Source organism: Bacillus sp. DJP31, from assembly GCF_049310945.1.
Lineage (GTDB): Bacteria > Bacillota > Bacilli > Bacillales > SA4 > Bacillus_BS.
Genome location: NZ_JBMERO010000002.1, coordinates 103,386 through 130,165 on the forward strand (window position 1 = coordinate 103,386; position 26,780 = coordinate 130,165).

General features: G+C 37.3%; 26 protein-coding genes and 1 other annotated feature. Of the genes, 5 read left to right on the forward strand and 21 right to left on the reverse strand.

All coding sequences use genetic code 11. The features are described 5' to 3' along the window. Nucleotides 1-50: 50 nt before the first annotated feature. Complete coding sequence (gene pssA / locus ACOI1C_RS02970; RefSeq protein WP_422507857.1) at nt 51-590, forward strand: CDP-diacylglycerol--serine O-phosphatidyltransferase; 540 nt, start codon at nt 51-53, stop codon at nt 588-590. 44 nt (nt 591-634) lie between these two features. Here the strand turns inward: pssA and ACOI1C_RS02975 are convergent, their stop codons facing one another. Further along, complete coding sequence (locus ACOI1C_RS02975) at nt 635-2,404, reverse strand: M3 family oligoendopeptidase (RefSeq protein WP_422507859.1); 1,770 nt, start codon at nt 2,402-2,404, stop codon at nt 635-637. A 222-nt stretch (nt 2,405-2,626) separates the two neighbouring features. On the opposite strand from ACOI1C_RS02975, the gene ACOI1C_RS02980 reads away from it, so the two are divergent. Together ACOI1C_RS02980 and sigK are read left to right on the forward strand one after the other, a co-directional pair. Continuing rightward, nucleotides 2,627-4,381 carry a methyl-accepting chemotaxis protein gene (locus ACOI1C_RS02980; protein WP_422507861.1) on the forward strand — a complete coding sequence of 585 codons (1,755 nt, stop codon included), beginning with the start codon at nt 2,627-2,629 and terminating at the stop codon, nt 4,379-4,381. 169 nt (nt 4,382-4,550) lie between these two features. Further along, nucleotides 4,551-5,264, forward strand: a complete 714-nt coding sequence (sigK, locus tag ACOI1C_RS02985; protein ID WP_422507863.1) for an RNA polymerase sporulation sigma factor SigK — start codon at nt 4,551-4,553, stop codon at nt 5,262-5,264. A 48-nt stretch (nt 5,265-5,312) separates the two neighbouring features. On the opposite strand, the gene ACOI1C_RS02990 is transcribed toward sigK, so the two are convergent. Continuing rightward, nucleotides 5,313-5,465: a hypothetical protein gene (locus ACOI1C_RS02990; RefSeq protein WP_422507865.1), complete on the reverse strand. Its 153-nt coding sequence runs from the start codon at nt 5,463-5,465 to the stop codon at nt 5,313-5,315. Between the two features lie 131 nt (nt 5,466-5,596). Next, the gene (locus ACOI1C_RS02995) at nt 5,597-5,737 is read right to left on the reverse strand and encodes a YrzI family small protein (RefSeq protein WP_422507867.1); all 141 of its coding nucleotides are present in this window, start codon (nt 5,735-5,737) and stop codon (nt 5,597-5,599) included. A gap of 385 nt (nt 5,738-6,122) precedes the next feature. On the opposite strand from ACOI1C_RS02995, the gene ACOI1C_RS03000 reads away from it, so the two are divergent. Together ACOI1C_RS03000 and ACOI1C_RS03005 are read left to right on the forward strand one after the other, a co-directional pair. Continuing rightward, the gene (locus tag ACOI1C_RS03000; RefSeq protein ID WP_422507869.1) at nt 6,123-7,643 is read left to right on the forward strand and encodes a hypothetical protein; all 1,521 of its coding nucleotides are present in this window, start codon (nt 6,123-6,125) and stop codon (nt 7,641-7,643) included. 8 nt (nt 7,644-7,651) lie between these two features. Further along, nucleotides 7,652-8,353: an OmpA/MotB family protein gene (locus tag ACOI1C_RS03005; protein WP_422507871.1), complete on the forward strand. Its 702-nt coding sequence runs from the start codon at nt 7,652-7,654 to the stop codon at nt 8,351-8,353. A gap of 429 nt (nt 8,354-8,782) precedes the next feature. Here the strand turns inward: ACOI1C_RS03005 and ACOI1C_RS03010 are convergent, their stop codons facing one another. From ACOI1C_RS03010 to ACOI1C_RS03095, 18 genes are all read right to left on the reverse strand, one after another. Then, the gene (locus ACOI1C_RS03010; protein ID WP_422507873.1) at nt 8,783-9,025 is read right to left on the reverse strand and encodes a YrhC family protein; all 243 of its coding nucleotides are present in this window, start codon (nt 9,023-9,025) and stop codon (nt 8,783-8,785) included. 228 nt (nt 9,026-9,253) lie between these two features. Then, nucleotides 9,254-10,387, reverse strand: coding sequence for a bifunctional cystathionine gamma-lyase/homocysteine desulfhydrase (locus tag ACOI1C_RS03015; protein ID WP_422507875.1), 1,134 nt, complete (start codon nt 10,385-10,387; stop codon nt 9,254-9,256). A 1-nt stretch (nt 10,388) separates the two neighbouring features. Further along, nucleotides 10,389-11,312, reverse strand: coding sequence for a PLP-dependent cysteine synthase family protein (locus tag ACOI1C_RS03020; protein WP_422507877.1), 924 nt, complete (start codon nt 11,310-11,312; stop codon nt 10,389-10,391). After that, entirely contained in the window at nt 11,299-12,018 is a 720-nt protein-coding gene (gene mtnN, locus ACOI1C_RS03025) for a 5'-methylthioadenosine/S-adenosylhomocysteine nucleosidase (RefSeq protein WP_422507879.1), read from the reverse strand. Before mtnN ends, ACOI1C_RS03020 begins: the two co-directional genes overlap by 14 nt. A 17-nt stretch (nt 12,019-12,035) precedes the next feature. Continuing rightward, nucleotides 12,036-12,677 carry a class I SAM-dependent DNA methyltransferase gene (locus ACOI1C_RS03030; RefSeq protein WP_422507881.1) on the reverse strand — a complete coding sequence of 214 codons (642 nt, stop codon included), beginning with the start codon at nt 12,675-12,677 and terminating at the stop codon, nt 12,036-12,038. A 265-nt stretch (nt 12,678-12,942) separates the two neighbouring features. After that, entirely contained in the window at nt 12,943-13,662 is a 720-nt protein-coding gene (locus ACOI1C_RS03035; protein ID WP_422507883.1) for a YrrS family protein, read from the reverse strand. 102 nt (nt 13,663-13,764) lie between these two features. Continuing rightward, nucleotides 13,765-15,528 carry a peptidoglycan D,D-transpeptidase FtsI family protein gene (locus ACOI1C_RS03040; protein ID WP_422507885.1) on the reverse strand — a complete coding sequence of 588 codons (1,764 nt, stop codon included), beginning with the start codon at nt 15,526-15,528 and terminating at the stop codon, nt 13,765-13,767. Between the two features lie 55 nt (nt 15,529-15,583). Continuing rightward, entirely contained in the window at nt 15,584-16,060 is a 477-nt protein-coding gene (gene greA / locus ACOI1C_RS03045) for a transcription elongation factor GreA (protein ID WP_422507887.1), read from the reverse strand. Nucleotides 16,061-16,321: 261 nt separating this feature from the next. Further along, nucleotides 16,322-16,957, reverse strand: coding sequence for a uridine kinase (gene udk / locus ACOI1C_RS03050; RefSeq protein ID WP_422507889.1), 636 nt, complete (start codon nt 16,955-16,957; stop codon nt 16,322-16,324). A 2-nt stretch (nt 16,958-16,959) separates the two neighbouring features. Next, complete coding sequence (locus ACOI1C_RS03055) at nt 16,960-18,225, reverse strand: peptidase U32 family protein (RefSeq protein ID WP_422507891.1); 1,266 nt, start codon at nt 18,223-18,225, stop codon at nt 16,960-16,962. A 78-nt stretch (nt 18,226-18,303) separates the two neighbouring features. Next, nucleotides 18,304-19,233: a peptidase U32 family protein gene (locus tag ACOI1C_RS03060; protein ID WP_422507893.1), complete on the reverse strand. Its 930-nt coding sequence runs from the start codon at nt 19,231-19,233 to the stop codon at nt 18,304-18,306. Beyond that, a complete protein-coding gene (locus ACOI1C_RS03065) occupies nt 19,230-19,868 on the reverse strand; it encodes an O-methyltransferase (RefSeq protein WP_422507895.1) in 639 nt (212 codons plus the stop codon). Before ACOI1C_RS03065 ends, ACOI1C_RS03060 begins: the two co-directional genes overlap by 4 nt. 94 nt (nt 19,869-19,962) lie before the next feature. Then, the gene (gene mltG, locus ACOI1C_RS03070; protein ID WP_422507897.1) at nt 19,963-21,099 is read right to left on the reverse strand and encodes an endolytic transglycosylase MltG; all 1,137 of its coding nucleotides are present in this window, start codon (nt 21,097-21,099) and stop codon (nt 19,963-19,965) included. A gap of 264 nt (nt 21,100-21,363) precedes the next feature. Further along, entirely contained in the window at nt 21,364-21,660 is a 297-nt protein-coding gene (locus tag ACOI1C_RS03075; protein WP_422507899.1) for a DUF1292 domain-containing protein, read from the reverse strand. A 22-nt stretch (nt 21,661-21,682) separates the two neighbouring features. Then, nucleotides 21,683-22,099 carry a Holliday junction resolvase RuvX gene (ruvX, locus tag ACOI1C_RS03080; protein ID WP_422507901.1) on the reverse strand — a complete coding sequence of 139 codons (417 nt, stop codon included), beginning with the start codon at nt 22,097-22,099 and terminating at the stop codon, nt 21,683-21,685. Nucleotides 22,100-22,146: 47 nt separating this feature from the next. Continuing rightward, the gene (locus ACOI1C_RS03085; protein WP_422507903.1) at nt 22,147-22,410 is read right to left on the reverse strand and encodes an IreB family regulatory phosphoprotein; all 264 of its coding nucleotides are present in this window, start codon (nt 22,408-22,410) and stop codon (nt 22,147-22,149) included. Nucleotides 22,411-22,577: 167 nt separating this feature from the next. After that, the gene (alaS, locus tag ACOI1C_RS03090) at nt 22,578-25,214 is read right to left on the reverse strand and encodes an alanine--tRNA ligase (protein ID WP_422508165.1); all 2,637 of its coding nucleotides are present in this window, start codon (nt 25,212-25,214) and stop codon (nt 22,578-22,580) included. A gap of 57 nt (nt 25,215-25,271) precedes the next feature. Then, nucleotides 25,272-25,487, reverse strand: a binding site (T-box leader). A gap of 45 nt (nt 25,488-25,532) precedes the next feature. Then, entirely contained in the window at nt 25,533-26,594 is a 1,062-nt protein-coding gene (locus ACOI1C_RS03095) for an AI-2E family transporter (RefSeq protein WP_422507905.1), read from the reverse strand. Nucleotides 26,595-26,780: the final 186 nt, after the last annotated feature.

A 26,780-nucleotide genomic window follows, 5' to 3' on the forward strand; every position in this document is an offset into this window, starting at 1 on the left:
AAATACATTCTAGAAAGATCTATGATTTACCCTTTAAGGGAGTGATTGTTTTGTTAATTTGGGAATACCTAGATCATACAATGAAAAAACTAAAATCTCAAACAGCCAACATACTGACCCTTTTTAATCTTACACTTGGTGGGTTTGCGATAATAGCTGCTACTCAAAAAGAATTGAACTTATGCTTACTACTCATTTTCCTCGCCGCCTTAGCTGACCGATTTGATGGTATGGCTGCACGAAAGCTAAACATCGTATCAGAGATTGGAAAACAGCTTGATTCAATGTGCGACATCATTTCGTTTGGCGTTGCGCCTGCTCTCCTTATTTATCAGGCAGTCCTTTCACAATATGGGGCACCTGGAGCATTATTTTCAATCATCTACATTGGCTGTGGCGCTGTTCGACTAGCAAGATTTAACGTTACTGAAAATACAGGGTACTTTATTGGTCTTCCGATTACGGCAGCTGGTTGTTTATTGACACTTAGCTTTTTAGCCGTTCCTTTTTTACCAGAATTTATGTACATGTATTTTATTTTACTTTTATCTTTCTTGATGATAAGTACGTTTAAGCTAAAAAAAGTATAATGAAAAAGCACCTTTTAAACAGGTGCTTTTCTTCATTCTATCTATTATTTTGTCATTTCTAAGAAATCATAGACATCCTGTAAGGATAATTGAATGGCTTTCTCCCAGAAATCCGGCTTTGTTAGGTCCACCGCTAAATGCTTCTTAGCTAGTTCCTCTACGGTCATTCGCCCTGTATCTCTTAACAAGGAGATATAACTCTCTTCAAAAGCGCTACCTTCTTGTAATGCCTTTGCATAAATACCAAGAGAAAATAAATAGCCAAAAGTATACGGGAAGTTATAAAAAGGTACTCCTGTAATATGGAAGTGTAGCTTTGATGCCCAAAATGTAGGGTGGTACTCATCTAATGATTCATGATAAGCTGATTTTTGAGCTTGCACCATCAATTCATTTAAGCGTGCTTGACTAACCATACCCTGTTTTCTCTCATCATAGAAGGAGTTTTCAAAAATATATCTTGCATGTATATTCATAAATAAAGCAACACTTCTTTGAACCTTGTCCTCTATTAATGCCAACTTCTCTTCTTCTGAATTTGCATATTTCACTGCGGCATCAGCCACAATCATCTCAGCAAATGTTGATGCTGTTTCAGCCACGTTCATAGCATACCGTTGATTTAATGGCTCCAGATCATTCATCACGTGTTGATGGAAGGCATGGCCTAACTCGTGGGCAAGTGTTGAAATGTTAGACGCAGTGCCTGAATAGGTCATAAAGATGCGAGATTGTTCTGTTTCAGGAAAACTTGTGCAAAATCCACCTGGCATTTTTCCACTTCTGTCTTTTGCTTCAATCCATTTCTCTTCAAATGCCATCTTAGAAAAACCTGCCATCTTCGGACCGAATCTAGAGAATTGCTTAAGGATAAACTCAGCTCCATCTTGGTAAGAAACCGTGCTTGTCGAAGAGGTTAATGGTGCATCTAAGTCATACCAACTTAATTTTTCTACCCCTAATAAAGAGGCTTTCCTCTCCAAATATTTAACGAATACTGGCTTATATTTGTCAATTACATTCCACATTGTATCAAGTGTTTCTTTGCCCATTCTGTTCATCAAGAGCGGCTCTTTAAGCGTTTCATCCCAGCCTCTTTTTTTGTACACACTCAATCGAAATCCAGCGAGATGGTTTAATGTTTGTGAGAGCAGATCTCCTTGCTCTTCCCATGTCTTTTCCCACTTTTCAAAAATAGCTTTTCTTACTTGACGGTCTGGATTCGAAAATTTATTAGAAGCCTGACCTACAGATAATTGTTGAATTTGACCATTTTCTTCAAAAGGAATCGTGATTCTTCCAATAATGGTGTCATACAATTGAGACCATCCGTGATACCCATCTACCCCAAGACCTAAAATAAGAGTTTCTTGCTCCACATCTAATTTTTCTGCAGAACGTTCTCTTCGTTCATTTAAAACGAACTGTAAAGATTTGAATTCATCTTGCTCTAGAAGTTCAGTCCATTCACTCTCATTAATAGATAAAATGAACTTATCTAAAGTTGTTAAAGATGATTGAAACTGAGCAGATAAACTAGTAATCCTACCTAGTAAATCCCCAGCCTTTTTATCATGTACATTTTGAGCCTTCAAACAAGACACAAATGCACTAGCTTCTCTAACTTGATTCATCATTCCTTGGACCTCGATTAAAAGATTATGCAACTCACTTACATTTGTAATGCCTTTTACTTTTATAGTCATTTGCTGAATACTCTCATCTAATTTTGTTACATATGTATGGAATTTCTCTGATTCACTGCCACCTTTAAAAATATGATCTAAATCCCAAGTTTGCTCATAGGTACTCATCAATTTCTCCCCCTTTTTTCGAATATATTTAGTATATCGAAATTTTCTAAACATTTCTATTAATAAATACAACGTATAAGGCTCGTTTCAACTCCTCTTTTTCCAAGTTCATTCACTCTACTACTCTAATTGATTATTAACTATAAAATTACAGTAGCTTAATATTATTATGATATAATTTTTCGTGTTATAGCGATTGTACATAACCTAGGAGGTTGCAAATTGAAGAAATTAATCACAAAACTACCCGAAAAACTCAGTTTTAAGGACTCATTAAATATTAAAAATACGAACAAAGGTCTATATGGAAGAGTGTTCTCAAAATTCAGCTTAAGAAATAGATTGCTAAGCTTATTTATCTTTTTATTAATTATCTCTATTAATGCTGTCGGGATTAGTTCCTATTTGAAAGCAAAAGAAACAACTATTAAATCCATTGAAAATAGATTAAATCGCGAAGCTGAAATCATGGCATACACCGCAAAAAATCTTAAGTTCTTGTATGTAAGTGATAATCAGTATTTTATGCAGCAGCTAGAAATTAGTATTCGTGACCAACAAGTAAAGCTAGAAAAGGAGAGGATGAAATCTGATATATTTTATATATCAAACAATGTGGCAAACCCCTTTTCAGTAAGTAGCAAATCAAACATCACTTTTTCAGATTCTTTATTGAATAAAATTGGTGAAAAAGAAAATGGAGTCTTCCACTCTGCGATCAATGGAGAGGATTATACAATATCTGTCCATGAGATGACCGAGCTTAATGGAAAATATGCCTTATTTGTACCTACTAAATCCTATTTAGGTCCAGTAGATGGAATGGCCAAATTTACGCTAATTGTCATTATCTCAAGTTTAGTCATTTCTACAATTCTTCTACTGTTATTCGTTCAGAGCGTTACAAAGCCTCTTACAACATTACAGAACGTTATGAGAAGTGTTCGAGCAGGTAACTTAAATCAATCTATATCCATTAAAACAACCATACCTGAGATTACTTCATTAAATAAAAGCTTTAACATGATGCTAGGGCAAATGCTAGCAGTTATACAGGAATTAAATGACACGACAATGGAACTTGAAAAAACGGGAGGAGAGTTAAGTAATTCTTCTGAGGATGCATTATCTTACAGCCGACAGCTGATCGAAGCGATTAATGTAGTAAAGGTAGGAGCAGAACAAACAGCTAGTAACTCTGAAACTAGTGTAAGTGGCTTCCAAACAATGAAGGAAAGTATTGAAGACTTATTGATAAACATGGAAACTGTCTCATCAAGCTCAGAGGATATGAATCAATCTGCGAAACGCGGAGAGAAGAAATTGAGTCAATTAATTGGAACGATTCACACGTTTGAAGAGGATTTTGAACATATGACTACAACCATTCAGCAGGTAAAACATCATTCTTCTTCTATAACGAGCTTAGTCGGACTCATTCAAGGAGTTGCTGAACAAACAAAGCTTTTAGCTTTAAATGCAACGATTGAGGCAGCAAGGGCTGGGGATGCAGGCAAAGGATTTGCAGTCGTAGCAAACGAGGTACGGAAGCTTGCTGAGCAATCCACGAAGGCGACTGAAGATATTACAAGTTCCATTTCAGTTATGGAGGGTGCGACCTTACTCGCAACAAAAGAATTTGAACAAATGCTAAAGAAAATCAAAATAAACCTCTTAACTGCTAATCAATCAAAGGAATCATTTGATGAGCTTATGATAGAAATAGATACGGTCAGTGACAAGCTGCATGGGATGCAAGGGGAGCTTAAAGACCTGCATCAAGTTCTACCTGAGCTTGAACAAGCTACTGTAAATTTTGCTTCTGTATCGCAAGAAACATTAGCGAGCACTGAGCAGATGCTCGCCACAAGTGATGACCAGATTCAAAAAATGGAAAACACACATGAAATCGGGATCAAGTTAAGTGAACTTTCTAATTCCCTATCTACAATAACGAAACAATTTAACGTAAAGTAAACAAAGAAACGCATTCCCTAGAATTGTTCTAAGGTATGCGTTTCTTCTTTTCTTTGTCCTATCACATTCATTTTCTTATCCTTTTTTTCATGTACAGACACAAACAAGCTCACTCGTACATAGGTATAAGATAGGCGAGTGCCTACATACTTTTAGGAGGTGAACGGAAATGACAGGATTGTTAGCTGCTCTAGGATTCTTCGTAAAAGAACTTGTATTATTTGTATCCTACGTAAAGAACAATGCATTTCCTCAACCTTTATCTGCTAATGACGAACAAAAATACTTAAAATTGATGGCAGATGGAGATGATGAAGCGCGTAATCTCCTAATTGAACATAATTTGAGATTAGTTGCTCATATAGTCAAAAAATTCGAAAACACCGGTGAGGATGCTGAGGACCTTATATCAATCGGGACGATCGGGCTTATAAAGGCCATAGAAAGCTACTCACATGGTAAAGGAACAAAACTCGCAACATATGCAGCAAGATGTATTGAGAACGAAATATTGATGCATCTGAGAGCTCTCAAAAAGACTAAAAAAGACGTATCTCTTCACGACCCCATCGGTCAGGATAAAGAAGGAAATGAGATTTCATTAATTGATGTCTTAAAATCAGAGTCAGAAGATGTTATCGACACCATTCAATTAAACATGGAGCTTGAAAAAATAAAGGAATACATTGATATCTTAGATGACCGTGAGAAAGAGGTTATTACCGGTCGTTTTGGTCTTGATCTTCAAAAGGAAAAGACACAAAGGGAGATTGCGAAAGAACTAGGTATTTCCAGAAGCTATGTATCAAGAATAGAAAAGCGTGCGTTAATGAAGATGTTTCATGAATTTTATCGTGCGGAAAAAGAACGAAGAAAGTCTTAACTTGTATAGTAAAAACAGTTGGCCCCGATGTTTCGGGGCCTATTTTGATTAGATAAATGGTTGATTCATTGTATAACGAAAGTCTTTTGACTTCTCGCGAAGCTGTTCAACTACTAATCCATTCTGATACTCATCGAATGTTACTTCCGTTTCTTTTTTCTTACTAAAAATAGAAAATAACAATAAGTGAAAGGGTACCATACTAACTCCTCCTAGTGTTTACTATTTCTTGTTAGGTGGAATCCTTCTCCACGCATAACCAAACGACAATTACATTCTTCTTTTTATTCATAACCATTTTGACTACCTCCCCTTTCTAATTTTTTATTTCATTAGATTAAGTTTCGAAGTGAACATTTTCGATCTCTAATTTCTTCCGTGATTTTTTGGATCGCTACTTCACGTTTAATTTCTTCTTGCGTGTAATTACGTTTTGAAAACGTTATTGATAAAAATAATAGGTTCAACGTCATACTACCACCTCCCTAAATAATATTTTATACTGGCTGTCTACCTAAAAAATGGCGCAAAAAAACCACAGGACTTCACCTGTGGTTGCCATAATAAGCATAAAAATCCACAGGTGCATATTCGCCCTGTGGATGTTAGTAGACAAAGTTAGTTTCTAACAGTTCCTATTGACAGGTCGAACAGTTTTTACATATTGAGTTGTAAGCTGAATCATTACCACATCTAACATTTCAGTCGACCTCCTTTAAAGGATAATTTTGATTACAGAGGTAATTATATCCAAAACACTCTAATTTGTAAACCACCTTTTCTAAAAAATTATATTTTCTTAAAAAATAGGCAATTCCAACAAGACTTGGCCATATCTATTACAAAGGGGGGACAAAGATGGATCTTACGACAACGATTTTACTGATCATTGGTTTTATTACATTATTTGGTGTAGTCTGTCATCTACAAACCATCGTGACCTTAAAGAATTGGCAGCAAGAGTTAATCAAGCTCGATGAACACCAGACTTCACAATCAAATGTGATATGGATCAATAAGGTGATGAAAGAATACGAAACCTATAAACAACTACAGCATGAATCGATAAATACCATTTCTCTTGTCGAGAAGCACTTCTTAAAAGAACCTATTCGCCTATTTGGAGTTTTAAAAACCCCTGTAGGAAATGTATTAAAGATTCAGCAATTGCTTCCTGTGACATCGATAATTTTTGGAATATTGGGGACGTTTATCGGACTCACTCTTGCCATATCTGCAATGGAGCAGACATTGACAACATTAGTTTCACCGACTCAAGATATTTCTATGAACACCATTGTGTCATCGATCATTTCCCCTTTTCAAGGGATGAGTTTGGCATTTATCACAAGTATTGCAGGAATCTCGAGCTCCCTTTTACTTAATCTATTTCAATCTGGATTCCTGTCTGGAGGCACTTCAATCAGCTATTATAAGGCTAGTATACTAGCAGAAGCTGAAAGCTTATTAGATCATTCTTTTTCAAGCAAAATTCAAAATGAAAAACCTAAGGACTTAATGGAAAAGATATTAGACCGATTTTCAAATAAAGTGGAGGAAGCATTTGAGAACTCTGTTAGTGCGTTCGGAGATAAAATGATTCACCTCACTGAAGAGTTAAATGGAATCACCTCTCAATTATTAGACATGGTGGTGCAGCAAAATAAAGTGACTGAAAGCTTTTCCGAGAGTTCTCAACGGCTTAAAGAGTTTGGAAGTGAGCTCTCCACATCCATTGGCTCCTTAATGAATGTCCGTAGTGGGGTGGATTCTGAGCTTCATACACTTCAAAAAACCATAAAAGGGCTTGAAAAACATCTTCAAGGTTCTATTGAAAAGCAAGAGACGGGACAAAGGCGCTTTGAACAAATGTTACAGCGAACGGATCAGCTTCTTAAGGAGTCAGGAACAAAAACCACTGAGATCAGCCAGCTTTTTTTAAAGGGATTAGACGAACAAATGAGCAGAGGCTATGCGAAACAAGATGAGATGGAACGACGGCTTTACCAAAAGCAAGAGGAAATGACGTATGTTTTTCAAGAAAAGCATTCGCAATACTCACACGCTACACAGGACTTCGCTTCATCTGTCCACCAGCTAGAAAAAGCTTGGCATGATGTTGTGGAGAGACTACGAAGAGATGTATTAGATAATAAAATGGACCAATCACGGGGCAGAATAGCACCTCCAGTTAACAATGAGAACAGAGAGTTAATACGAACAATAGAAATGATAAGTGAGCGTTCTTCTTATGAGATGAGTCAAGTTCAACAATATTTAACAGAGGTATACCAAGTTCTCCTTCGAATGTATGAGCAGCAGCAATATGTAGGTGCAGGTCCAAAGCGAAACCAAATCCCTTCAAGGATCAGTGAGTAGGTGAACGGATGAGCAGACATAGAAGTCGAATGTTACTTGAGGATGAGGATCAGCAGGATTATTATTGGCCATCTTTTACAGACATGATGTCAATGGTTGTACTTGTGATGCTTTTTATTGCGGTAATTGCCTTCGTCCAAGCGATTTATACTGCCTATGATCAAGCAGAAATGAAACAAGAACTACAACAAGCAGCAGACATCAAAAAACATATTTCAGATTTAATTGAAAAACGATTAGAGGAAAATGTAGGAAAGGATAATGTCATTCGAGGACCAAATAATACAATTTCCATAGAAGGAGATATTTTGTTTGATAGCGGTAGTGCTGATGTTAGCGCGGAAGGAAAACTTGTCTTAGCCTCACTAAGTGAGGGGATCTTAAAAATTTTAGAGGACCCTGAACTCAGTCAATATTTATATATCATTTTAATCGAAGGTCACACAGATTCTGTTCCATTCGATAATTGGTCCCTTTCCACAGACCGTGCTGTTTCGGTTGTAAAGAGTATGTTTGAAGCTAATCCAACGCTTTCAAAAAAGGAGTTTGCTCAGTATATCGCTGCTACTGGTTACTCTGAATTTAAGCCAACTGTAGAATCTCCTCAAGGAGAGCCAAATTCTAAAAACCGACGCATCTCTTTCCAAATTATTCTAGATGACGAAAAATGGCAGGAGTCATTAAAGACCATTTTACAGAACAAAGAGTAGAAAAAAGTGACTAGTAGTGAATCATTAAGAGTCAACTTTAATCACATAGTATCAGCATAAAAAAACTCAGAGTTTACGCTCTGAGTTTTTCTTTTTGACTGTTTTCATACGCTGTTGCTTTTAATAGATGTAAGATATAAAGTTTATCCGTTGATTTTTCGTTGCAGGCACTTGCTTTTTCGCGGGGAGGGATGCGAGCGCCCGCCCCGGGGAATGGTGCATCCTCTCGTTACAAGTAACGACACTTCTAAATAGCAAAAAAGTTTACGAAAACAACCTTTCTTTTTAGAAGCTTCCCAAAATACAATTACTTGAACTTTTTTAAAACAATCGGTTTTGGAAAGTCATTCTGAGTAAAAGGAATAATCATTTTTTAATATGATTTAGCTCCTTAAAACGGAACCCTTTATCGTGGATAACAAATCTCTTTTACATTTCTTCATCTAGTTCACTTAATGCTTTTTTATACTGTATGGTCTTTTTAAAAAAGTAAAAGGCTATGGCTAGAAAAACGACCGTCGATGCCATCATAACATAGGTTTGAATGATACTTTTTCCTTCATCCGGAATTAATATACCAATAAACAGAAAAACACTGACAGCTAGTAAAACCATACCAAATCGGGAGTAATCGGCTACTTTATCTTGTATATCTTTAAATTTTGGATTCATAAACACACCCTGCTTTCTATGAAACTTATAAACTAGTTTATCATAGGGAGGACTTTAGGATCGAATGTAAATAAATCCAACAACGTTTTCTTGGCTATTCAATTCATACATTACTTTTACTATAGCTTATATTTGATATATGAGACTTTCGAACCTCAGCCTCTGCCTATTGAAAAAAAGCTTCTTTATGGATAAAAATAAGAAGCCTTCCAAATGGAAGGCTCTACTTTAAGACATTGCTTGCTTCAAATCTTCAATTAAATCCTGAACGTCCTCGATGCCAACTGAGATACGGACTAAACCGTCTGTAATCCCTAATTCTTTACGTCTTTCTAGAGGAATCGATGCATGAGTCATTCTTGCTGGAACGGAAATTAAGCTTTCTACTGCCCCTAAGCTTTCAGCAAGAGTGAAATATTTTACCTTCGCTAGTAGCTGATCGGCCTTTTCTTCGCTTCCTACATCAAAGGAAATCATTCCACCAAAGCCTTCACACTGCTTCTTTGCAATTTCATGATTCGGGTGACTCTCGAGGCCAGGGTAATATATTTTTTCAACAAGAGGATGGTTTTGTAAAAAATCAACCAGTTGCTTTGTATTCTTCTCGGTCTCTTCCATTCGTAACCCTAAGGTCTTAATCCCTCTTATTAATAACCATGAATCCTGAGGACCTAAAACACCACCTGTTGAGTTTTGAACGAAATGCAGATCTTCTGCAAGCTGTTTGCTACCCACAACCACAAGACCCGCTACAACGTCACTGTGACCTCCTAGGTATTTTGTTGCACTATGCAGAACTATGTCCGCACCTAGGGTTAGAGGTGTTTGCCAATAAGGAGTACTAAACGTATTATCAACAATTGTTACTAGTTTATGTGATTTAGCCAACATACTTGCTGCTTCAATATCTGTAATTTTCAACAGTGGATTTGTCGGTGACTCAATGAATAGGGCTTTTGTATTTGGTTGTATTGCTTTCTCAATATTCGATAGATCGCTTGTGTCTATAAAAGTTGCTTCAATTCCAAAGCGATTTAACACTTTTGTCATGACTCGGAATGTACCACCATAAACATCATCTGTTAATAGGACATGATCGCCACTCTTAAACAGCATCATGACAGCCGTGATGGCTGCCATACCAGATCCAAAAGCAAAACCTGCTTCCCCGTTTTCTAAATCTTTAATTAGTTCTTCTAGTGCATGACGAGTTGGATTTCCTGTTCTTGAGTATTCAAATCCGCTATGCTTTCCAACTGCTTCTTGCTTATACGTACTCACTTGATAGATTGGAACAGAGACGGCTCCTGTATGTGGATCACCTGAAATCCCACCATGGATAAGCTTGGTTTTTCTTCTCATCTTAAATACCCCCTTGATAAATTTTCTTACTTAAGTAACGTTCACTACTATCTGCAAAGATGGTCACTATATTGGTTCCTGGTTTAGCCTGCTGCGCTTCAAGAAGGGATGCATGTATTGCGGCTCCAGCTGAGCTACCAACGAGAAGACCTGCTTGTAGAGCAAGTTCCTTGACTCGATCAAACGCATCTATATCTGACACTGTATGAATGCTGTCAAAATAAGTAGGATCCATATATTCTGGTAAAAACTCCATACCAATTCCTTCAGTCTTATGCGGTCCTGATTCTCCACCATTTAAAATAGATCCCTCAGGTTCAACAATGACTGATTTTAGCTTTGGGTTTTTCTCTCTTAAGTATTTTGCCGTACCCATAAAAGTTCCGCCTGTTCCCGCTCCAGCAACAAATACATCAATATGACCTTCCAGTTGTTCCCAAAGCTCAGGACCTAGTGTTTTATAGTACGTATGAGGGTTTGCTGGGTTTCCAAATTGCTGTGGTGAATAGGAGCCAGGTATTTCTTTAAGTAGCTCTTGAGCTTTTTGAATGGCGCCCTTCATTCCTTCACTCGTAGGTGTTTGAACGATTTTTGCACCAAGTGCCTTCATTAATTCTTGTTTCTCAACACTGAATTTCTCAGGTACACAAAATAAGACGTTGATGTTTTTTCCGATAGCAGCAAGGGCTAACCCGATTCCCGTGTTTCCTGCTGTAGGCTCAATAATGGTTCCGCCTGGCTTCACTTTACCGGTTTCAAGTGCTTCTTGAAGAAGTTCTACTCCTAAGCGGTCTTTAATGCTGCCACCAGGATTGTAAAACTCTAGCTTGGCAAAAAGCCTAACTCCTTCAGGCATTGGAAAGCAGGTTATTTCTACTAAAGGCGTGTTTCCAATTAGCTCGTGGACATTTTTATATACTTTCATTTGTTTCATTCTCCTTAAACTGCCCGATCATCGAAACGACAAGCTCTGAAGAATGAAGTGCTGCCTTCTCAAGAAATTGCTCGAATGAAAGATTAGATTCTTTTCCAGCAATGTCAGATAAAGCACGAATTACAACAAACGGTACTTTAAACTGATGACATACCTGAGCAACAGCTGCCGCTTCCATTTCAACCGCATAAAGATTAGGTAGCTTAGAACGAACGTATTCTACCTTTATAGGATCCTGCATAAAGGAATCACCTGTTGCAATTGTACCTTTTACAACCTGAACATCATTCATCTTATGAACAGCTTGATAAGCAGCCTCTACGAGCATGTGGTCTGCCTCAAATGCTGCTGGTAGACCAGGGACTTGACCATATTCATATCCAAAAGCCGTAACATCCACATCATGGTGACGGACTTCCGTTGAAATAACCACATCCCCAACGTTTAGAGATTGCATAAAACCACCCGCCGAACCAGTATTTATCACATAGTCTGGTTGAAAAATTTGAAGTAAAAGGGTTGTACTCATAGCAGCATTTACTTTTCCAATCCCTGACTTTAGTAAGATGATCTCTATACCCTTAATTTTGCCGACCCAAAATTCACAACCTGCTATCATTTCTTCTGTTCTTCCCTCAAGCTTACCTCGTAAAATCTGAACTTCCTCTTCCATTGCTCCGATGATTGCTACCTTCATTACCATGTCACCGCTTTCTATAGTTTGACAGCTTCCATAACCCAGACAAAATCATTACATCGAGAGAATGTAACAGAGAATCCATTTTGCATAAATATTTTTTCCAATACTTCAATTGTCGTATAATATTCTCTCAGTAAATCTTCAGCTAAGTTATGAAAGCCTCGTTCTCTTGATTTGTCTACCATTTCTAGGTGTGCTTGTTTTGACTCAAAAACAGTATCTGCAAAGACTATTTTATCACCTTTTTGAAGATAATTTCCATACTTAGCAACAGCAGTCCCTTTTTCTTCATCTGTTAAGTGATGAAACGCATACGTACTCACAATTGTGTTGATTTTTTCTTTTGGCCAAGAAAAATCAAGGAAGTCCCCGTCCGTAATCGAAATAGTGGATGGAAGCTTTTCTATTGCTTGTTCTCTCATGGGTATCGAAGGCTCAATTCCGATAACAGTTATACCTTTTTCAACGAATGTATTTGTAAGATTTCCTGTTCCTACCCCAAATTCTAAAACAGTACCTACGGAAAGCTCCACGACCGTTTCTAAGATTTGATCATAGTATTTAAATACATCTCTATATTCTTCATCATGCCCACTCACGGAGTCATCATAATTATCTGCCCAGCTTTCAAATAATTCAAGAAATTCTCTTCCCATGTTAGTTCACTCTCCAATTTACTTAATTCCTATATGTATACTATGAATAAAAGAAATAAGTGTTATAAATTTATCATATTTTATAGCCTCTTTCAATGGATATCCATTAGAAAAGAGCGAGCACACCGTTTTGCTAAGACATAGCAAATGAACTCATGCAATAGTGGCGCTCCTAGATGCTAAAAAGTAGGATTCAATTATACATCTCAAATAACTTTTAAAACATAACAAAAGGCTGCCAAGATATTTCGGCAGCCTTTTGTTATTATTCTGAGCTATCTTCAGTTTCTGTTGTTTCATTCGTATCAGAATCTCCTGTATACTCAAGTGGAACTTCATTTAATTGCTCTAGTCTTGATGGCTTCCAGCCTTCATTTTGGACCCATTCAATATAAACACGGTATACGGTTTTTTTATCCTTTGTGGACACTACTCCTTTTGCACTTTGTGCACTTCCATCATTGCCAACTCGCCACAAAATCCAATCTTGTTCATTAAGACCTGTTGCATACTGGAAGGCTTCAATCATTTCTTTCCAGTCCGCTGACTCAGCATCATAAACTGCTACATGAGGCTCAAGCTGCTCCGTTCCGACAGGCTTCCAAGATTCATTAACAATGGTTTGTTTCACATTAGGATCATTACTATTGTTTTCTACTGTTTCATTATCCTCTTCTGATGTTTCCCCGTTTTCATCTTCAACAACTTCTTTTGTATCTTCGTTACTTTCTTCATCGGCTGCTTCTTCTTTGGCTATTTCATCATCAGCTGCTGTAGTTTCTTCACTACCACCCTCAGAAGTTTCTCCCGCTAATTCAGATGAGGCGGGTTCGCTCTTTCCACCGAAAAATAGATTGTATGTAAAAAATGAAATGAATATAAATAGTAGAACAATACTTATATTTATAAGTTTATTAAATCTACGATTTTTTGCCCGTTTTTCAAAACGTGGTCCTTCATATAGATCTTTAAAATCAACCTGCATAGAAAAGTCCTCCTAAAAAAAACGATTTGCTTCTATTCTAGCATTGTTCTGATTTTACATGAAGGACTAATTTTATGAAAAATTCAAAGAGGGACTTTTTATCTACTTATTCATTACATCAACCATTTGATAATAAATATCATTTGTCATTGATTCGCTACCTGGGACATCTAATTCTACAACAACGAGGGCGTATTTAGGCTTTTTGGCAGGAAAGTAGCCAGTAAACCATTTATTTACTAATGATTGCCCCAATTCATTCTCTCTTCCTGTTTCTGCAGTACCTGACTTACCAGCCACTTCAGTCTCAAGTGCTTGAAATCTTCGACCTGTTCCTTTTTCATCTGTTACCACTCTTTGAAGTAATTGCTGTAGCTTCATTGCCGTATAAGGCGCAATGGAGTCACCCTCAATTTTCTGATCATTAAAAGAAAATAAGGTAGATCCGTTTTTATATAGAATCTTTGAAACTGCTTTTACTTGCTGCTTGTCTCCACCTCTAGCGATGGTTGCCATCATATTTGCAACAGCTAACGGAGTAACTCTTACTTCTTTTTGACCAATTGCCGTTTGACTTATCGCCTTATCTACTGACTTATCATTAGGATCACCCCAAATTTGTCCACTATTGTTTAAGGGAAGTTGGTCGAGTTCTTGAAAATGAAAGACATTTCCCTTCCATCCTACTGGTTGTATCAATCCTAGTTTTTCAGCAAATAGCTCAATAGACTCTGGCTTCACTTCTGTTAGCTCATTTGCTAATGTTGCAAAGGTATAATTACAGCTCTGTGCAAAGCTACTTTCAAAGTTTAGCTTTCCAAGCTGATGCAATTCATCGGTATCTCCATAAAGATCTAAATCACAATCAAACTGCCGCTCTGGTTCTATCATATTGTTTTCAATTGCAGCTGCTGCGATAACTGTTTTAAAAACTGAACCTGGAATTTGGGATTCTAGCATATAATTATGACCCCCACCATCCGTTGAGAAGGGATTACTGTGATTTAGGTTCGGCATACTGACCATTGAGAGAATCTCATTCGTTTCAATATCTAGAAGAACGAGGCCTCCTTTTTTCATTCCTGATTTTTCTATGATCTGTTCAGCCGTCTCTTGAATGGATTTATCAAGTGTTGTTTGAATAGAAATCGGATAATAGGGATTAGCAGGTGCTGTATATTTTACATCAATTCCAAATAATGGACCGCCTCGGTTGTCCACATGATACAGTAGCTTAGATTCTCCTTCTGGCAGCAAGAACTCATCAAAAACTCTTTGTAGCCCGATAATCCCTATAGGAGTATGAACGGAAAGCTTCCCTTCCTCTACTTTGTTTGCATATCTTTCAATCACTTGATCCTTATCCTGTCGAATGATTCCGATGAGATGCTCAGCGACTAATTCCTCCACCTTTGATTGCCGATAAACAGCAAACACTCCTGGTATTTTTAGTTCATTTATTTTTTCCATTTGGTTTATTGTCAAGGCAAGTGGCTTAGGAATACCAAAAACCACTGGTTCCTCTATTTCCTCAATCGTGTTTCTTACATCGTTTGATGGCACACCCAAAATAGATGCTAGCTCTTCCATTGGCCAATCCATATGCTTCAAAAAAGGAAAGAGTATGAGACTTGGGAAGTAGTCATGTGTTAATGGAGCTCCATTTCGATCAACAAACCGTCCTCTTCCTTGATCCAATACCATAACTTGTGTTCGTTGCCTCACACTTTCTTCAATTAGATTAACTTTACTTGAAGAAAAAGATTCCGTATGAAGCAATTGAATATCTGCTAAACGATAAATGAGCGCAACTAAAATTAAAAATGTGACTATGGCAAATGTAACAGCTCTCTTTTTTATAATCATAAAAAACACCTCGTCAACATTGTCGACGAGGTGAAGGAATTTTATAAGTTTTACATTATTTTATTGAAACAATTTTAACCTGCATATCCCCACCTGGAGTTTGCACTGTCACTTTGTCCCCTACTTGCTTACCAATTAAGCTTCTAGCAATTGGTGAATCATTCGAAATTTTCCCTTCAAACGGGTCAGCTTCTGCACTTCCTACAATGGTGTATGTTTCTTCATCGCCATTAGGTAATTCGGCAAATGTTACTGTTTTACCTAATGTTACTGTATTTGTATTATCATAGACTTCTTCAATAATCACTGCTTTGCGGATCATATTTTCAAGCAATAGTATACGTCCTTCAACAAATGCCTGCTCATCCTTTGCCGCATCATACTCCGAGTTTTCAGATAAATCTCCAAATCCACGCGCAGTTTTGATTCGCTCAACGATTTCTTTACGTTTAACCATTTTTAAATGTTCTAGCTCTTGTTCAATTTTTTCTTTACCCGCTTTTGTCATTGGGTATGTTTTATCTACTGCCATTGTTTTCACTCCTTCAATTGTTCAAAGCATCCTTATTTCTCAAGGTTTACTATGTAGTCCTTCAAACTAAAAAATTAATAATTGCCTCTAACTTCTACTTGGCTTTCTATCATATGAATACAACAGTAAGAGAATTCTTCTATATACTTTTATTTCACAAATGATGGTAGTTAGAGTCAGGATAAAGCCCACTCTACACCATCTTTTGTGAAAAAAACTTCATTACTTCAGCTTACTTTTTATCCATCATCATCTATGCTATTACAAAATGGCTTTTTCTTCAAGAATTGTTTGAATTTTTGTCACCATTAAATCAATTGCAACATAATTTTGTCCGCCCTCTGGAACAATAAGATCAGCATATCGCTTGGTTGGCTCAATAAATTGGTTATGCATAGGCCTCACAACCGAAACATATTGCTCTACAACAGAATCTAATGAACGTCCTCTTTCCTTAATATCCCGTAACATACGTCTAATAATTCGTATGTCAGCATCTGTGTCCACAAACAACTTGATGTCCATTAAGTTTCTTAGTCGTTCATCCTCTAAGACTAAAATACCTTCTAATATCACAACATCCTTTGGTTCGACATGGATGGTATCATTTGAACGAGTATGAAGCTTATAGTCGTAAACAGGTTTCTCAATAGGATTATATTGGAGAAGCTGCTGTATATGATCTAATAGCAGGTCATTATCAAATGCTAGTGGATGGTCATAATTCGTTTGAAGACGCTGCTTCATTGGCAAATGAGTTTGATCTTTATAATAATAATCCTGCTCAAGTAATAAAATAGAATGTCCTCTAAATTGTTCATAAATCGCTTTTGTTACACTCGTTTTTCCCGAGCCTGAACCACCAGCGATACCAATGACAATGGGCTTTCTCCCCATTTTCATTTCCCCTTTCGCATCATATTGTTAGGGAAAACGGGGCGATCAAGCTTTAATTTAACCACTTGTAACGGATGTCTTGCTGCATCAATTTCAATTCCGTCTTCATCCCAGATTGTTCCAACGACTTGCTTGAAATTCTCGATTTCTGGTCCGAAAAATTCTATTTCGTCCCCTGGTTTGAAGTAATTTCGTTGTTGTAAAGTTACAACATTGGACTCGATGTCAAAGTCAATGACAAGTCCTGCGAAGTCATAGGTTGTTTTCTTGCTATGATTTCCATACATTTGCTCTTTATACCCTGGTTCACTTTCGAAGAAGGCTGTAGCTGTTTCACGATTCGCACATTTATCAAGTTCTTCAATCCAACTTTGCTTTAATTCAAAGTTATCTGGGTCCGCACAATAAGCATCAATTACTTTACGATAGACACTAACTACAGTCGCAACATAATGAATGGACTTCATTCGGCCTTCAATTTTTAAGCTATCAATACCTACTTCAATCATTTTAGGAATGGATAAAAGCAAGTTTAAATCCTTAGGACTCATCGCAAAAGGTGCATCTTGTTCTAGGAAAAGGGGACTTTCTTCGTTTGAGTCTGTCATTGAATATAAATCATAGTCCCAGCGACATGATTGACAGCATCCACCGCGGTTCGAATCTCGTGCTGTCATATGATTACTTAATGTACAACGCCCTGAATAAGCAATACACATGGCACCATGGATAAACGTTTCAATCTCAATATCCACTTTTTCTTTCATTTCTTTAATTTCTTCATAGCTTGTTTCACGAGCAAGAACAACACGTTCTAAGCCTTCTTCTTTCCAAAATTGTACGGCCTTCCAGTTCGATAGAGATTGCTGAGTACTTAAATGGATTTCAAGTTTCGGCGCAGCACTTTTACAAGTCTCGATAATTAAAGGATCTGCCACAATAATACCGTGAACCCCAGCTTCTTGGATGCCCTTTAAATATTCATCGAGTCCACCAATATTTTCATTATGTGCATATATATTTGTTGTTACATAAATTTTGGCTCCATACTCACTAGCAAAGCGAACTCCCTCTGCCATTTCTTCAAAGGAGAAGTTGTCTGCATTTGAGCGTAACCCATATTCTTGACCGCCAATAAAAACAGCATCTGCACCATAACGGACTGCAATTTTCAGCTTCTCCAAGTTCCCTGCAGGTGCAAGAAGTTCGGGCTTTTTTGTGATTACACGTTTTCCATTTATGATCTTTGATAGTTGTCCAATTGCCATACTCTCTCCTCCTTTTCATTTACCTTGTATTTACGGTATTTAAAATGAACTTTTGGTGACTTTCTACCAATCCTTTACTTAATAAACTGTTTCTTTAAAAAAGAAACCTGTGTCTAAAGGACGATTGGATGGCTGAATATTTTCTATCGCTTCAAGAAATGCACCCTTCTGATCCTCATATGCGTCTCTGTCTTTGGCACACAAATCAATAGCAAGTCGATACATCCTCGTAACCTCTATTAAATACTCAGAGCTTTTTAGAATTCCGTCTATTTTTAAAGATTCAATGCCTGCATCAATCATTTCTTCTAGTTCATCAATAATGCAAATATCATTCGGACTCATAATGTGTGTTCCGTTTTCATCTTCAAAAATAGGGTACTTATTTTCTCTTTCTTTGTCATGTATGAACAAGCTTTTGTCTAGTTTTCTTTCTTCAATTTCCAAAGTTTTACCTTGGTATTCTAAATAGTTACCCACTAGAGAACGTTTTGATTGAAACATACAGGTCATACCATGAACTTGAACCTCTAATTCAACTTTTGCATGTTCATTCATTTCTAGGATTGCATCCATATTTATTTCTCTAGCAAGTACAGCCCTTTTCGCACCTTTTTCACCCCAATAGTTACAAGTAAACCAGTTAGTCGCTGTTGTTTCTGTGTTCCAATGTAGACGCATATGTGGAGCAGTCTCCTTCACTGCCATCAATACGGCGGGGTCTCCAAAAACAATGGCATCAGCCTTTACTTCGGCTAAAAAAGATATATAGTTTGAAAGTTCTTCTATCTTCTCATTATGAAAAACAGCATTCATTGCCACGTAGACTTTTTTACCTCTATTGTGAGCAAGTTCAATTGTTTGGGCTACTTCAGTACGTGAGAACTCACCAGCTAATCGCAAACCAAACCGCTGACTTCCAATCATTAGGCTATCAGCTCCAGCATCTAATAATGGAACTACATCCCAAACCGATGTCGGAGTAACTAATAATTCAGGCTTATTCATTCTGTTTCACCTCTTTGCTTACTTATCGCAATTCCATCTCCTATTGGCAAAATCGTAGTATCATAGGAAGTATTTTGCATGAGCCAATCGTTATAGCCTTGTATCCTTTTCACAAGGTTTTTCGTCCGTTTATTGTCACTTGTGTTTACAGCAACAAGACCTTTAAATAAGACGTTATCTGAAATAACCACGCCGTTTTTTTGAAGCAATGGCTCAAATTTCTCAAAAAACTTAGTATACTGACCTTTTGCCGCATCAATAAAAATAACATCAAAGGATTGCTGAAGATTTACCTCTAATGCGTCTCCTAAGATGACTTCTACTTGATCTTTGATATTAGCTCTTTCAATATAATAAAGCGCTTTTTGATAGCGCTCTTCATCACGTTCTATCGTCACTACCTTAACATTAGGAATGGCTTTCACCATTCGAATGGAAGAGTAGCCTATGGCTGTACCAATTTCTAGTATACTTACCGGCTGAATCAGCCTTAATAGCTGCAATAATGCTTCTATTCCAATCAATTCCATAATGGGTACACTATGTTCTTTCGCATAATTCTCCATTTCCATAATCAACGGTTCACGTTCTGGTATTAAAGAGTGTAAATAATCTTGAATTTCAGATGGTACCATCGCTTTATGCCTCCACCTCTATACAACTCGATATATTTTACCACAAAGGTTAAGGGAATGCGAGTACAATCGCATTCCCTACTTTATGTGTAATTTAATTAATATGCTTTGCTTTTTCTCGATTATGCTGTTCCAACGTTTCTGTAAAGATTACTTCTCCGTCCTTTGCTGCTAAGAAATAGAGGAAATTCGTTTCAGCTGGCGCAAGAGCAGCTTTAATCGACATTTCACCAGCATTTGCGATTGGCCCGACAGGCAACCCTTGGATTACATACGTATTATAAGGCGATTCAATCTCTAAATCCTCATATAAAACTCGATCTTTATGCTCACCAAGTGCATATAGAACAGTTGGATCTGTTTGAAGTGGCATATTAGCCTTTATTCGATTATAGAAAACGCTTGATATCTTTTCACGGTCCGTTTTTTCAGTAGCCTCTTCTTCAATTAAGGATGCGAATGTTAACAGCTCGTGAGGTGTTTGAGGAGCAATTTCCGTTCCACCAATCCCTTCCTGATAAGAAAGGAGTACTTTGTCTGTTTTATCTAACATCGTTTCTATGATTTCTTCAATAGATGGCTTTTCAGTATAAAATGAATAGGTAGCTGGGAATAAATATCCCTCAAGTGGATAACGAATCTCACTGTTTAAGACCTCATCCGTAATCAATGAAGGGTACTTCATCATCAATTCTTCAATATATACCTTGTCATTTATTTTGTTTAAAAGTTCTTCTTCTGTATAGCCGGTTTTACCAGAAATAATCTTAACCATTTCTACCAATTGCTTCCCCTCTGGAATGGTCAAGGAAAAAATAGCATCTTGAAGAATTTTACCTGTTTTCAAGCTTGCGATAATTTCTTCAAATGTCATAGATTGGTTTAGTACGTAGTCACCCGCCATGAAACCGGATTCATTCTTGAATTTTACAAAATAACGAAATACTTTTCCATCTTTGATCACTTTATTCTCTTGAAGTATGGATGCTATCTTCGTTGTAGATGATCCGATAGGAACAGTAATCTCAATTGGTTTCTTATTAGTAAGATCAACTGGCTGTAAAGCAGACTTTATATAGGAATACCCAAAAGCAGCTCCAGCACCTAGTGAAATAAAAATAATAAGAGACGTAATAAGTACTATTCTTCGAACTAGTTTTGCTTCCTTATGCTTCTCAAGAAGCTTTTCTTTAAATTCATCTATATTTGATTCTGAACCGATGGAAGTCATCGGGTGTCCCCTCCCCTCAACGGAACTATTATACTACATTTTCCACCTTATTCGTCAAATAATAACAAAAATTATAAAGTGGAAGCGCCCGTTTAGCCATGGCATAGCTAATGTTCTCAAGTCATAAAGGCGCTTTTTTGGCTTGAGGTTATTTGACCTCAGGCGGGCCAGCGCTGGAACTGGTTTCAAAAACTAAATACAGCGAACTAATTATTTTAGTTAGTTGCAATAAAAAAAACGAGCAGATACGCTCGTTTATTACTTTTACTCTTCGCCTTCTTCTTCTTCTTCTTCATCAAGGAATGTATTTAGCATTTCTTCAATTAAATCCCATTCTTCTTCTGTTTCGATTGGAGATAAATCTCCTTCTTCTGTTTCACCTTGTTCGAAGCTTGATGCATGAATTTCAATTTCTTCCTCATCGTCTTCGTCTGCCCCGACTGGATAATATAGAACATAAGATTTTTTGAATTGGTCAGAATCGAAAGTAAAGAGAACCTCACATAATTGTTCATTTCCTTCTTCGTCAATCACTGTAATTTGCTTTTCATCGTGTGTCATTTACGTTCACCTCATAAGTTTATTAGTATTTACTATCTAAATAGCCTTGTAGAATAACGGATGCAGCCAGCTTATCGATGACTTTTTTCCGTTTCTTCCGGCTTACATCAGCTGAAATTAGGATACGCTCTGCAGCCATTGTTGATAAACGCTCATCCCATAATTGAACAGGCAGTTGAAAGGTTTCTGCTGCTAACTCTGCAAATTTTTGACAAGCAACAGCACGAGGTCCAATGGTTGCGTTCATATTTTTCGGTAGTCCGACAACAATGGTATCAACACCATATTCGTCAATTATTTCTTTAAGACGCTTAAAACCTAATTCATTTCTTTCTTCGTCTATCTTGATTGTCTCTAGCCCTTGGGCAGTCCAACCCATTTCGTCACTAATTGCAACGCCAACTGTCTTTGTACCAACATCTAACCCTAGAATTCTCATATGATACTCCATGTCGTCTTTTTTTTAGCTTTTGCAAAAAGAGAAAACTAACCTTTTCTATTAGCAAGATAAGACTTCACAAGTTCTTCAATTAACTCATCTCGTTCTAGCTTTCTAATAATGTTGCGGGCATCGTTGTGTCTTGGAATATAAGCAGGATCACCGGATAATAAATACCCAACAATTTGATTAATGGGATTATATCCTTTCTCTTGGAGAGCTTCGTACACTTTAAAGAGTACGTCATCCACTTTTATATCCAATTGCTCCTCTTGAAAATTAAATTTCATCGTTTTATCAAAAGAGCTCATGTTTACACCTCACTCTCACGCAAATGCTTGTCAACATTTACCTACATTGTACACTAAAGCATAGTGATAATAAAGTAATCCATAAAAAATATGTATAACTATGTCTTACAGTAAGAAACACCATGAGGAATGATAAGCATTCCTCATGGCTAAAAGAGTAGTATATCCTAAATTGAACGTACCCATTCATCAACATAGGATAGAGCTTCTTCTAACTGGTTCGGATTTTTCCCACCAGCCTGTGCCATATCAGGACGCCCTCCACCTGAACCACCACAACGAGTAGCCACTTCTTTAATCAGTTTGCCAGCATGGTATCCTTTTGAAAGTAAATCCTCAGTGACTCCAGCTAATATATTCACCTTATCTTCACCCGAAATGGAGCCAAGGATAATGACACCAGAACCGATTTTAGCCTTCAGCTCATCAACCATTGATCGTAAATTATTCATATCTGTTGCATTTACTTTACTTGCTAACACCTTTATCCCGTTAATCTCTTTTACCTGGTTCATTAAACTAGATGCCTCAATATTGCCTAGTTTAGCTGATAACGACTCATTTTCACGTTGAAGTTGTCTTAGCTCAAGTTGAATGGATTCTATTCGGTTTAAGATGTCTTTTGGATTGGCTTTAAGTTTTACTGAAGCAGCTTGCAAAAGATTGATTTGATCATACATCACTGTGTATGCCCCTTGACCCGTTACAGCTTCAATTCGTCTCGTTCCTGCTCCAATTCCTGATTCTGATAAGATCTTGAATAATCCAATTACTGCCGTATTTGGAACGTGGCAGCCTCCACATAGTTCTAAGCTGAAATCTCCTACCTTAACAACACGGACGATGTCTCCATATTTTTCTCCGAAAAGAGCCATTGCCCCCATTTTCTTAGCTTCATCAATGGACCGACTCATACTATCAACTTGAATACTCTCCCAAATCTTCCCGTTCACTATAGCCTCGATTTTCTCTAACTCTTCTTCTTTCACCTGTCCGAAGTGAGAAAAGTCGAAACGCAATCGATCTTGTGTAACTAAAGAGCCTGCTTGGTTCACATGACTTCCTAGTACGTCTTTTAGAGCCTGGTGTAAAAGATGTGTCGCTGTATGATTCTTGATAATTTGTGTTCTTAAATCATGATCAATAAGAGCATTTACTTCCATCCCTTTTTGGAGTATTCCCTCTTCAACATACACATGATGCAAATGCTGGCCATTAGGAGCCTTTTGGACATCCTTAACTAGTACCTTAACTCCGTTGCCTAGTAGATAGCCAGAGTCTGCAATTTGTCCGCCGCTCTCTGCGTAAAAAGGTGTGGAGCTTACTACAATCTGCCCTTCTTCACCAGCAGTTAGCTCGCTCACAAATTCATTCCCTTTTACTAAAACAAGAATTTCTGTCTTGTTTTCAGGCCGATTATATCCGATAAATTCACTCTCTACCTTAATATCTCCTAGCACACCACCTTGTACTTGCATAGAGCCTGTATCCTGTCTTGCTGCTCTTGCACGATCACGCTGGTTTTTCATTTCCGCTTCAAATCCATCATGATCCACTTTCATACCTTCATCCTCAGCATATTCCTCTGTTAGTTCAACTGGGAACCCGAATGTGTCATAAAGGCGGAATACATCTATTCCAGGAATGGTTGATGAATTTTGTTCCTTTTGAGACTTTATTACTGAAGAAAGTATAGCTAGACCATCATTTAATGTTTCATGAAAGCGTTCTTCTTCATTCTTCATGACCTTCTGAATAAAGTCTGTTTTTTCTTTTACTTGTGGGTAGAAATCGACCATAATGTCCGCAACAACTGGAACGAGTTCAACCATAAATGGACGATGAATATTTAGCTGTTTAGCATAACGGACAGCTCTTCTTAGTAACCGACGTAATACATATCCTCTTCCTTCATTTGAAGGGAGTGCGCCATCACCAACAGCAAACGTAACCGTCCGAACATGATCAGCAATGACCTTAAAAGCGATATCCTTTTCCGATGATTCTCCATACTCTTGACCCGAAATTCTTTCTGTCGCTTCAATGATGGGTATAAATAAATCGGTATCAAAATTAGTTGGAACATTCTGAATCACGGAACACATTCGCTCGAGTCCCATTCCTGTATCAATATTCTTCTTTGGCAGTGGTGTATAAGTTCCATCAGGATTATGATTAAATTCCGAAAACACGAGATTCCATACCTCTAGATAGCGCTCATTTTCTCCACCCGGATACAATTCAGTATCAGAGGGGTCTTTCCCGTATGATTCACCGCGATCATAGAAAATCTCAGTGTTTGGACCACTCGGCCCCTCTCCAATATCCCAATAGTTCCCCTCTAAACGTATAATACGTTCTTTAGGAACACCGATATCTTCTACCCAAATTTTATACGCCTCTTCATCTTCAGGATGAATCGTAACAGATAGCTTTTCTGGATCAAATCCAATCCAATCTTCGCTAGTGAGGAACTCCCAAGCCCAATGTATAGCTTCCTTTTTAAAATAATCACCTATGGAGAAGTTACCAAGCATTTCAAAAAATGTATGGTGACGTGCTGTTTTACCTACGTTTTCAATATCATTAGTTCTAATCGATTTCTGCGCATTACAAATTCGTGGATTTTCAGGGATTACCCGGCCATCAAAGTATTTCTTCAAGGTAGCCACTCCACTATTTATCCAAAGTAAGGATGGATCTTCATGTGGCACTAAAGGTCTACTAGGTTCTACTGCATGACCCTTTTCTTTAAAAAAGTCTAAAAATAATTGTCTTACTTGAGCTGACGTCAGGCTTTTCATCATTTTCTTCCTCCTACCATTCTCTTAAAAAACAAAAAACTCCCGTCACTGTATAAATACAGGGACGAGAGTAAACTCGCGGTACCACCCTAATTATGACCACGATAAACGTGAATCATCACCTCAGACTCCTGTAACGTAGAAGATACGGCAGGCTTTAACCTGCACTCTGGATTAGCGTTCAATTACTCTTCACCCTAGAATTCCTTTCAGCTAAGGGAATTCCTCTCTTATAGGTGGGCTGCAATTTACTCATTCCTTCATGGATTTTCCAATTATTTTATCATGCAACAATTATAGACAAGGAATTTCCTTTTGTCAATGCTTTGAGAAATGTGCCTTAGCATGTAGTAAGGTAACTTTTACAATGGCTAAGGTTGGAACAGCAAAAATTAATCCAACGATTCCACTTAATTCACCACCAGCAAGTAATGCAAACATAATAAAGACTGGATGCATATGTAAACTCCTACCCACAATAAGGGGAGAAAGCAAGTTTCCTTCAATAAACTGCAAGGTGAAAATCAAGACAACCACCCATAAAACCATTTTCCCTGGCATGGTTATGGCGATTAATACAGCAGGCACTGCCCCTATGACAGGTCCAAAATACGGGATAACATTAGTTATACCAATGATTGTGCCGAGAAGTAGAGGATAGTTCATCTTCATAAACCAAAAGCCGATGCTTGCAAGCAATCCAATAATTGAACAGACTAAGAGTTGTCCTCTTATATAACCCCCAAGTGATTGGTCGATATCCTTTAAGAATCGAATTCCTGATCGTCTAAACCGTCTCGGTGTCAAATACCATGCGGTCTTTTTTATCAATTCATAGTCTTTAAGCATATAAAACACAATAAACGGAATCAGAGCTATTATTAAAATATAATTAATAATTCCTTTTAGCGTATTGATTACACTAGCAAGAGAAGCGGCTATTCCCTCTTCTACTGAGATTAGTGACTGTTCAATTCTTTCGTGCAATCCATCTGGTAATTGTTGTGATTGCTCATGAATCATATGTGACCAGCCTCGGTATTTTTCAAATAAAAAAGGTACAGTATTACCGAACTCCTTAATTTGAATTAAGATTTGAGGAATCCCTTTATAAATAGCGAAGGCTAGTCCACCAAAAAACAAGGAATATATGATTAAAATAGCCACTAGCCTTGGAATTCTTTTCGAATGGATTTTTTCAACGAGAGGATGCAGTAAATAAGTGATAAAGGTTGCAATTAAGAAAGGTATTAGAATAGCTATGATCACGTGTAATATCGGACTCCAAAGTGGTTCTAACTTGCTAAATACGTATATGCACAATAGAGCAATTAATATAGCTAGTAATCGAAATAGCCAATTAGAATTGATTTTCTTCACAAATTTAGCCTCCCTTGCTTAATTTGGTACGTATTAGAAGGAATTATTCATTTTTTTGTTTTACTTAAAGGGAGGAGGATTTCAGTATGTTTCATTCGTACGAAGTGATTTACTTGTGCCGAACATTTTCGCACATTTATTTTGGTTTTCGATCATAAATCTTGATTTTCGATCATAAATCTTGGT